We start from the raw sequence: 229 nt of genomic DNA, 5'->3' as shown, positions 1-229 counted from the left end.
AGCGCAGTCACCAGCAACCCACCAATCACGCCGGTGAGCAGACCCGCAAAGGGCGGCAACCCACTCGCCTGCGCGATGCCAAGACAGAGCGGCAGCGCGACCAGAAACACCACCAAACCAGCCGGAATATCCTGGCGAAGCGTGCTTAAATTCATGGCATTGGTTCCTCTGCAGATACCTGAATTAACCGCGCGCGGCGCCGCAAAGCCAGAGTACGATTTATCACTAA

At 58.1% G+C, this 229-nt stretch carries 1 protein-coding gene; it reads right to left on the bottom strand.

Features of this window, described 5'->3' with window-relative positions; all coding sequences use genetic code 11:
* Positions 1–155: SulP family inorganic anion transporter (locus KVT28_RS27465; protein WP_254633689.1), on the bottom strand; the 155-nt coding region annotated here is incomplete at its 3' end.
* Between the last annotated feature and the right edge of the window lie 74 nt (positions 156–229).

This window comes from Pantoea sp. GbtcB22, from assembly GCF_019091025.1.
In the GTDB taxonomy this organism is placed as follows: Bacteria; Pseudomonadota; Gammaproteobacteria; order Enterobacterales; family Enterobacteriaceae; genus Pantoea; species Pantoea leporis.
Note: the sequence above shows the minus strand (reverse complement) of the source record. Positions and strands in the feature narration are given on the sequence as shown.